The sequence below is a fragment of the Rubneribacter sp. genome (assembly GCF_965361815.1).
Genome location: NZ_CBDTNW010000159.1, coordinates 1 through 6,536 on the forward strand (window position 1 = coordinate 1; position 6,536 = coordinate 6,536).

At 65.8% G+C, this 6,536-nt stretch carries 11 protein-coding genes and 1 pseudogene; 4 read left to right on the forward strand and 8 right to left on the reverse strand.

All coding sequences use genetic code 11. From position 1 onward, the window contains the following. Positions 1-268: 268 nt before the first annotated feature. The 4 genes from ACWKY3_RS11720 to ACWKY3_RS11735 form a co-directional block, all read right to left on the reverse strand. Entirely contained in the window at positions 269-733 is a 465-nt protein-coding gene (locus ACWKY3_RS11720) for a PIN domain-containing protein (RefSeq protein ID WP_449316586.1), read from the reverse strand. A gap of 1 nt (position 734) precedes the next feature. After that, the gene (locus ACWKY3_RS11725) at positions 735-1,034 is read right to left on the reverse strand and encodes a type II toxin-antitoxin system RelB/DinJ family antitoxin (RefSeq protein WP_449316587.1); all 300 of its coding nucleotides are present in this window, start codon (positions 1,032-1,034) and stop codon (positions 735-737) included. Positions 1,035-1,202: 168 nt separating this feature from the next. Further along, a complete protein-coding gene (locus ACWKY3_RS11730; protein ID WP_449316588.1) occupies positions 1,203-1,820 on the reverse strand; it encodes a MerR family transcriptional regulator in 618 nt (205 codons plus the stop codon). Between the two features lie 30 nt (positions 1,821-1,850). Next, a complete protein-coding gene (locus ACWKY3_RS11735) occupies positions 1,851-2,030 on the reverse strand; it encodes a MerR family DNA-binding transcriptional regulator (RefSeq protein WP_449316589.1) in 180 nt (59 codons plus the stop codon). Positions 2,031-2,280: 250 nt separating this feature from the next. On the opposite strand from ACWKY3_RS11735, the gene ACWKY3_RS11740 reads away from it, so the two are divergent. Together ACWKY3_RS11740 and ACWKY3_RS11745 are read left to right on the forward strand one after the other, a co-directional pair. Then, positions 2,281-2,601 carry a type II toxin-antitoxin system Phd/YefM family antitoxin gene (locus tag ACWKY3_RS11740; RefSeq protein ID WP_449316590.1) on the forward strand — a complete coding sequence of 107 codons (321 nt, stop codon included), beginning with the start codon at positions 2,281-2,283 and terminating at the stop codon, positions 2,599-2,601. Further along, entirely contained in the window at positions 2,601-2,921 is a 321-nt protein-coding gene (locus ACWKY3_RS11745) for a type II toxin-antitoxin system RelE/ParE family toxin (protein WP_449316591.1), read from the forward strand. Before ACWKY3_RS11740 ends, ACWKY3_RS11745 begins: the two co-directional genes overlap by 1 nt. A 5-nt stretch (positions 2,922-2,926) precedes the next feature. Here ACWKY3_RS11745 and ACWKY3_RS11750 read toward each other — a convergent pair whose 3' ends face one another. Continuing rightward, complete coding sequence (locus ACWKY3_RS11750; RefSeq protein ID WP_449316596.1) at positions 2,927-3,208, reverse strand: hypothetical protein; 282 nt, start codon at positions 3,206-3,208, stop codon at positions 2,927-2,929. 2 nt (positions 3,209-3,210) lie between these two features. Here ACWKY3_RS11750 and ACWKY3_RS11755 point away from each other — a divergent pair. Together ACWKY3_RS11755 and ACWKY3_RS11760 are read left to right on the forward strand one after the other, a co-directional pair. Further along, a pseudogene (locus tag ACWKY3_RS11755) lies at positions 3,211-3,618 on the forward strand (4Fe-4S dicluster domain-containing protein); the annotation flags it as partial. Next, positions 3,618-4,496: a dimethyl sulfoxide reductase anchor subunit family protein gene (locus ACWKY3_RS11760; protein WP_449316592.1), complete on the forward strand. Its 879-nt coding sequence runs from the start codon at positions 3,618-3,620 to the stop codon at positions 4,494-4,496. The pseudogene ACWKY3_RS11755 and the gene ACWKY3_RS11760, both read left to right, overlap by 1 nt. A gap of 154 nt (positions 4,497-4,650) precedes the next feature. Here ACWKY3_RS11760 and ACWKY3_RS11765 read toward each other — a convergent pair whose 3' ends face one another. The 3 genes from ACWKY3_RS11765 to ACWKY3_RS11775 are packed head-to-tail and all read right to left on the reverse strand — an operon-like array spanning position 4,651 to position 6,436. Beyond that, entirely contained in the window at positions 4,651-5,289 is a 639-nt protein-coding gene (locus ACWKY3_RS11765) for an NAD(P)H-dependent oxidoreductase (protein WP_449316593.1), read from the reverse strand. Beyond that, entirely contained in the window at positions 5,286-5,873 is a 588-nt protein-coding gene (locus ACWKY3_RS11770; protein ID WP_449316594.1) for a hypothetical protein, read from the reverse strand. The genes ACWKY3_RS11765 and ACWKY3_RS11770 overlap by 4 nt, the downstream gene beginning before the upstream one ends. Continuing rightward, positions 5,873-6,436 carry a TetR/AcrR family transcriptional regulator gene (locus tag ACWKY3_RS11775; protein ID WP_449316595.1) on the reverse strand — a complete coding sequence of 188 codons (564 nt, stop codon included), beginning with the start codon at positions 6,434-6,436 and terminating at the stop codon, positions 5,873-5,875. Before ACWKY3_RS11775 ends, ACWKY3_RS11770 begins: the two co-directional genes overlap by 1 nt. Positions 6,437-6,536: the final 100 nt, after the last annotated feature.

The following is a 6,536-nucleotide window of genomic DNA, read 5'->3' on the forward strand; positions in this document are numbered from 1 at the left end:
TGGCCGAGCGCATCAACCGCTTGGACCGGAACGTGGAATGACCCCAAGCGGGCTTGCGGGCACGCCACCCCCGCCCAAAAGCCCGCCGTCCACGTCCCGCTCTCTGAGCCTCTGAACAAGCGAACTTGAATTTTGCAGGAATTCGCGATTTCCCAATTGGAATTTTGCAGGAATCAGCCAATTTTGAATTGGAATTTTGCAGATTCCCGGCAACGCGGCCAACCCCGCTTGGTTTAAGAGCGCAATGACGCAGCCGCCGACGATGCCGTCAGATGGCAACCTCGTCGTAGTCGAGGCCGAAATCCCGCAGGACCCACGCGAAGAACTCGTCGCAATCAACCACTTTGATCACCGTTGACTCGAAATCCTTCTGGTTGCGCGTGACGATGGCGTCGGCCCTCATCGCCAGCGCGGATTCGAATATGAGCGAATCCTCCGGGTCTTTCCACGCTGCGGCCAGCATTCTGTCCACCTCTCGGTCGCCGACGGCGTGCACGTTGACGAACGTCCGCAAACCGCGCAGCTGTTCGAGAACGCGAGGGATCAACGCGCGGCTGCCGCCATCAGAAAGTATATATATGAGGTCCGTCACCTGCGACGAGGTAATCCACAGATCAAACTCGCCAACGCGCCCGGCCGTCATGAGCAACCGGGTTTTTCGGTAGTGTGGCTCTCGTTCATGCAGGTAGTCGATGATCACGTTGGTGTCCAGCAGCAGCTTGAGCCGATCCACGCTAGATCAGCCCCCTCGCGCGGAGCCTGTCCCGCCTCACCTCGGCTTTGCCCATATCGTCGAACCGCGTGCTTCGCCTCGACGACAGGGAATCGACGAAGCGCGCCGCAGCAACCCAGCGCGCCTCGTCGCGCGGCTGAGCATCGGCGGGAAGAAGGAAGCCCGCCCCACCTTCTTCAACCAGCCTGTCGTACATGAGGTTGATCGCCTGGGAGGCACTTAAACCTTCTCGCGCAAGAACGCTTGCCCCTTTCCGCTTTTTTGACGTTGCCATACGGGCCGTCACCATCGAATCGTCCATGCTTCCTCCTGTCATCCCCTTGATTGTACAACGACATTATGTACAACATCAAGAGACGCGGAAAGAAAAGTCTGCCCGCCTGTGCAAGGCGGGCAGACTGACCACATCAGATCGCACGGACCACCTCGAACGCCTCCCTGACGGCGTCGATGACGCGACGCCCTCTCCCTACGCGCAGTACGCATGGATGGCGTCGCGCAGGAACGCGGCCGCTCCCGGTGCCACGGCGTCGTAGTACGCTTTGAAGCGCTCGTCGGCCACGTAGGCGTCGGCCAGCCCGCGATGCGCCTCCTTCGAATAGGCTCCGTCGCCCCAGAAGCAGCAGAGCCACTGGCGGTGCAGATCGGCCGCACACCGCGCCTCCTCGCCCGTCGTGTCACCCGTGCGCAGGGCCGCCGCCAACGCGTCCTTCACCTCCTGTTCGAGCGCCTGCGCGCGCCCGTACTGCTCTTCGTCCATGCCCATCACCTTCGCGTTGCACGCGTCCGCGGCATCGTCGCCCCAACGCTTACGCACCTCGGCGCCGTAGCGCCGCTCGTTTTCGTCCACAAGGCTTTGCTTGAATGCCTCGAACCTTTCTCGGTCGCTCATCGCGTCCTCTCCTTCCATGCAGGCAAGCGTGCGCCGCACGCTCGCGATCAATCCGTCCAAACGCCTGCGACGCGCTTGCAGTTCGCGCAGGTGGCCGGCCAGCGCAGAGCGCGCGTCGAAGGCGGGGTCGTCCAGCAGCCGCTTGATGTCCGAAAGCGGCATGTCCGCCTCGCGGTACAGCAGCACCTGCTGCAAACGAGCGACTTCTGCCGGCCCGTAGCGACGTTACCCGTTCGCGGCGCGGTGCGCGCGCACCAGTCCCAGCTCGTCGTAGTGGTGCAGCGTTCGCACCGTGCACCCCGACAGCTCGGCCAGCTGGCGAACCGTGTACCCCTCGCACGGTTGCTCCGGGCCTTCCGAACGGTCCAGGCTCCTCAGCCGCTTTGACTCCTCCGCCCGCTCCATACGCTCCGCTCGCCCCTCGCTTTCTAATCGCCTCGAGTCATCCGGCCACCTCGCCCCCTCCGCCCGCCGCGGACCCTCCCGCCTCTCCCGTTCCATCACGCACCCCTTCCCGACGTCGTGGCACCAGCCTACACCCTCACGTAACGTAAGGGTCAAGAACGTTTTCCATTTTCCAGCCCAAGGAATTTGCACTAGGAATTCAATACATAATACTGTATGTTATTCATCACATCGAAAGATCGGAGGAACCATGCCAGCCATCGCCGCTCCGCTTCCCGTCATCCGGCCCATCACGGACCTGCGCACCCAGCTCAACGACGTGTGCACGCAAGCCACCGAAACACAGGAACCCGTGGTGCTCACCAAAAACGGCGTGGCCTCCTACGTGCTCATGGACAGCGGCGCGTACGAATCGGCCGAGCGGCGCAACCGGGTGTACCTGGCCCTGCGCGAGGCCGAAATAGAGGAGCGCTACCGCCCCGAAGCCGTCTCAGCAAAGGAATCGGACGCGAAGATGCGCGAGATCTTCGCGCTGTGGGGTATCGAGTACGCGCCCGAGAAGGCGCACTGATGCTCAACCTCGTCTGGCGCCCGCGCGCCCACCTCGACCGCGAGTCCATCGCCATCTACCTGGGCGTGGAACGTAGATCGCCCCAGGCGGCGCTCGATGCCGTCAAACGCATCGACAACGCCGTCGCGCATGCGCGCGCCTTCCCCGACAGCGGGGGACGCGTGCGCATGGACGAGCTGGGCCACACCGAGTACCGCACCGTCCTCGCACGCCCCTACATCGTGTACTACCGCTTCGACGACACGACGCTCACCGTCTACCGCGTCCTGCACCAGCGCCAAAACATCGACACCTACGCGCTCGTGGACCTGCCGACGTAGCCAGATCAAACGCCTTTTTTCGCCTCGTCCTTCAGCGCCTTGACGAAACGTTGGAGCGCGGCGTCCTGCGCATCGGCGCGGAACACGGCGTAAAACGGAAAGCACGCGTCCTCCTCGACGAAGGGAAGCACCCGATAAGCGCCGCCGAGCGGTTGCTGCTGCAGGATGGACCGCTCGACAACGAGAATGCTGTCGGTTATGTCAAGCGTGGGAAAATCCTGCACCGCCTGCAAGAACACGGGCCGGTACAGTGGGCGCACCCCGCGGCTCGCGAACAGCCCGCGCACGATGCCCCACGGGCGCCTCGCACAAGCTTGAGGACGGCACCGTGCAAGTGGACAAGTCCAAGTGCATCGGCTGCCAGTTCTGCGCCAGGGCCTGTCCCTACGGGGTGCGCTACCTCAACGAGGCCGAGCGCGTGGTGGAGAAGTGCACCTTGTGCGAGCAGAAAACCGCCCAGGGGGAGCTGCCCGAATGCGTACGGCAGTGCGGAGGACGTGCGCGGTTCTTCGGTGACCTCGAGCAGGGCATCGAGACGTTTGTCGGCCCTCCGGACGGCGACGGGAACTTCCGGCCCATCACCGACACGAGCAAACCGTGGACCGCATCCGACGTGCACCATCTGCCCAACGCGGGCAACAACCCGTCGTTTGTGTACATCCTGCGCAACCGCGACTGGAAGGGAGGAGATGAGTGATGGAGCTGCAATGGCCTTTGATCCTGTTCACCACGCTTGTCGCGTGGAGCGCGGGGCTGTTTGGAACGCAGAGCCTGGCAACGCTGCTCGGAAGGGGCGAGCGAGCGCAGATGCCGTCTTTGGCGGCCTCCGTCGTCCTGCTCGCCGTCGGCGGCGTCGCGGTGTTCTTCCATCTTGAGCATTGGGAGCGCATCTTCAACGGATTCGGGCACCTCACATCCGGCATCACGCAGGAGCTCATCGCCATCGTCGCGGTGGTCGCCCTCATGGTGGCGTGCTTTGCGCTCCTGCGCAAAGGCGCCGTGCCCAAATGGCTCGCGGCCGTGTCGCTTGCGGCGTCCGTGGCGCTGATCGTCGTCATGGCGCACAGCTACACCATGCCCGCGCGCCCCGCATGGAACTCCGTCCTCTGGATCCTGGCGGTGCTCGGCGAGGCGTGCGTCCTGGGGCCGGCGAGCTTCGCCCTCATTTCCTCTCGAACGGCCGAGGACAGGACCCAACCCGGAGGGGGCATGGGCTTTCCCGCGGTGATCGGCGGCATCGTCAACGCCCTCGCCACCATCGCCTTCGCCCTGCACCTGCAATTCTCGGCCTCGTCTTTCGCGCAGGTCGGCTATCATTTCGATCCCACCCATCCCGCGAACGGCCCGATGGACATCGCGGCCATCGTCGGCGACCAGGCGCCGCTTCTGTGGATAGGGGCCGTCGTCGTTGGAGCGCTCGCGCCGCTTGCGGCCTGCCTCGTCGCGAAGCGCGGAGCCGACGGCGCGGCTTGGAAGATCTGGGGATCGATAGCCCTGGTCGCAACCCTGGCAGGCGCCATCTGCCTGCGCGTGGCCTTCTACAACGTGGGAGCGAGCGTGTTCATGTTCTACTAGCGGCCCAAACGCCCTTCGCAGCCGGTCGGCGCACACCGCGCCCGCCGGCTGCGAACCGCTCGCCCCGCTGCGAAGGGCCCCTCCCGGACTCGGTTCATTCCCCAACCCCCTTGCAAACAATGAACCGCGTCCGGAAGGGGCCCTTCGCGCACCCTCACAGGTTGGCCGGGCGCCGTTTGAGGGCGCGCGGGCTCAGCCCGTTGGCCTTCGCCTGCTTGCGCCACAGAAAGCGCGCGCCCAGGCGGTACAGGATGCGCGGGAAGTTGGGCTGCGCGCACAGCGCATCGCCCTCCCCTCCTGCGGCCACGTCGTCGGCCAGCTGGGCAAGCGCGCGGCCCAGGTCCTTCGCGGGTCCATGCCCCAGCGGCGCGGCCCGGCACATCTCGCCGCCGCCCACCGCCACGGCGCGCCCGCGCGCAAGGCCGTTCGCCTCGCACCAGCTCCAGATCATCTCGATGGCCAGCCCGTTTTGGCGCGCCTCGAAAAACCCGCAGTTCACCACCGCGTACACCCGAGGCGACGTCCCGGCCTCCCGCACGCGCTCGCCGATGCGCGCAAGCGCCTCGTGCAAACCTGCGGGCACCCCGTCCACATAGAGCGGAAACGCCATCACCAGCGCGTCGCATCCGGCCGCCTTCGCGGCCGCGTCCTCGTTGGCCGCGGACGGCCCCGGCGTCACGCGCACCGTCTCGTACGATACGCGGTCGCCCAGCAGGCGCCCAAGCCCGTCCAGCAGGTACGCCGAATTCCCCTTCGCGCCCCGCGGGCTTCCGCACAGCATGACAACCTTCATACGAACGCCTCCTTCGCTTCGCGCGCATCTTCATGGAAAAACGCCGCGCACGCCGACGCGCCAAGGTTCTCCGCGTTCGCGGCAACAAGCCTGCGCGCCAGGTCCTCGTCAGCCGCCGAGCGCGGCCCGTAAAAGTGCGCGACCAGGCGCAGCGCGCCGGGGTAGCGCAGGGCGTGGTGCATCTCGCCGTCCGCCATCCGGAAAAACGGCAGCAGGTAGCCGATGGAGCGCTCGAGGACGGCCTTCACGTTGCGCGAATAGCCTCCGTACGCCACTGGGCTCACCAGCACCAGCTCCTCGGCGCGCGCCATGAGGGACGGCACCTCGGAGCAGCGGTCGCGCAGCACGCACACGCCCGGCGTCCGCGTCCAGCATCCGAAGCATCCCGTGCACGTCCGCACCAAAGGCGTGGCGGAAAACAGCACGTCGCATGGGCCGAACCCTTCTGCGAACGCCTCCTTTTCCCCCTCTCCCGCGTCGAAGATGACAAGCCTTCCCGAACGGCCCGCCCCGCCCGAGCGCCCCGTGCGAAGCGCTCGCTCCGAATCGGCGGACGCCTCGCGCGAAACACCGCTCATGACCATCACATACCTCCTTTCCTTGGCGCGACGAAGCAGCGAAACGCCTCCCCCATGCGCGCGACCAGCTCCTCGTCGGAAAGCTCCGCGCCCGTGGCCAGCATCGCGGCCATGCCGTGCACGTACACGATCATGTCCAGGTACAGCTCGCGCGCGGCCTCGGGAGAAAGCCCTCCCAGCTCCTCTATGCACCGCTGCACGCCGTCGATCGCCACGCTGTCGTACACCTCCGCGAAGCCTGTCGCCCCCATGTGCGGCGACAGGTACAGGAAATGAAACAGGTTGCGCTCGGTGCGCGCCAGGCGCAGATGCGCCAGCCCGTTCGCCTCGAAGGGGCTGGCGCCAGCGCGCTCGTGCTCGCGGTTGTAGGCGACCACCCATGCGCGCGCGTGGTCGTACAGCGCACGCACAAGCCCGCCCATGTCGCCGAACTGGCTGTAGATCGGCTGGACCGAGCATCCCGCGCGCTCGGCCACCGCCCGGGCGCTCAGCGCGGACTCGCCCTGCTCCCGCACGATGGAAAGCGCCGCGTCAAGCACGTCCTCCCGCCTCACCTTCTGCTCCGGCATCGTCCCTCCTTCGCCTGTCAACCATATATAACAACTGTAATATAACACACGTAATATAGAGGTTCAGACGCAAGATGGCAAGGACGCGTCGCCCGCGCAA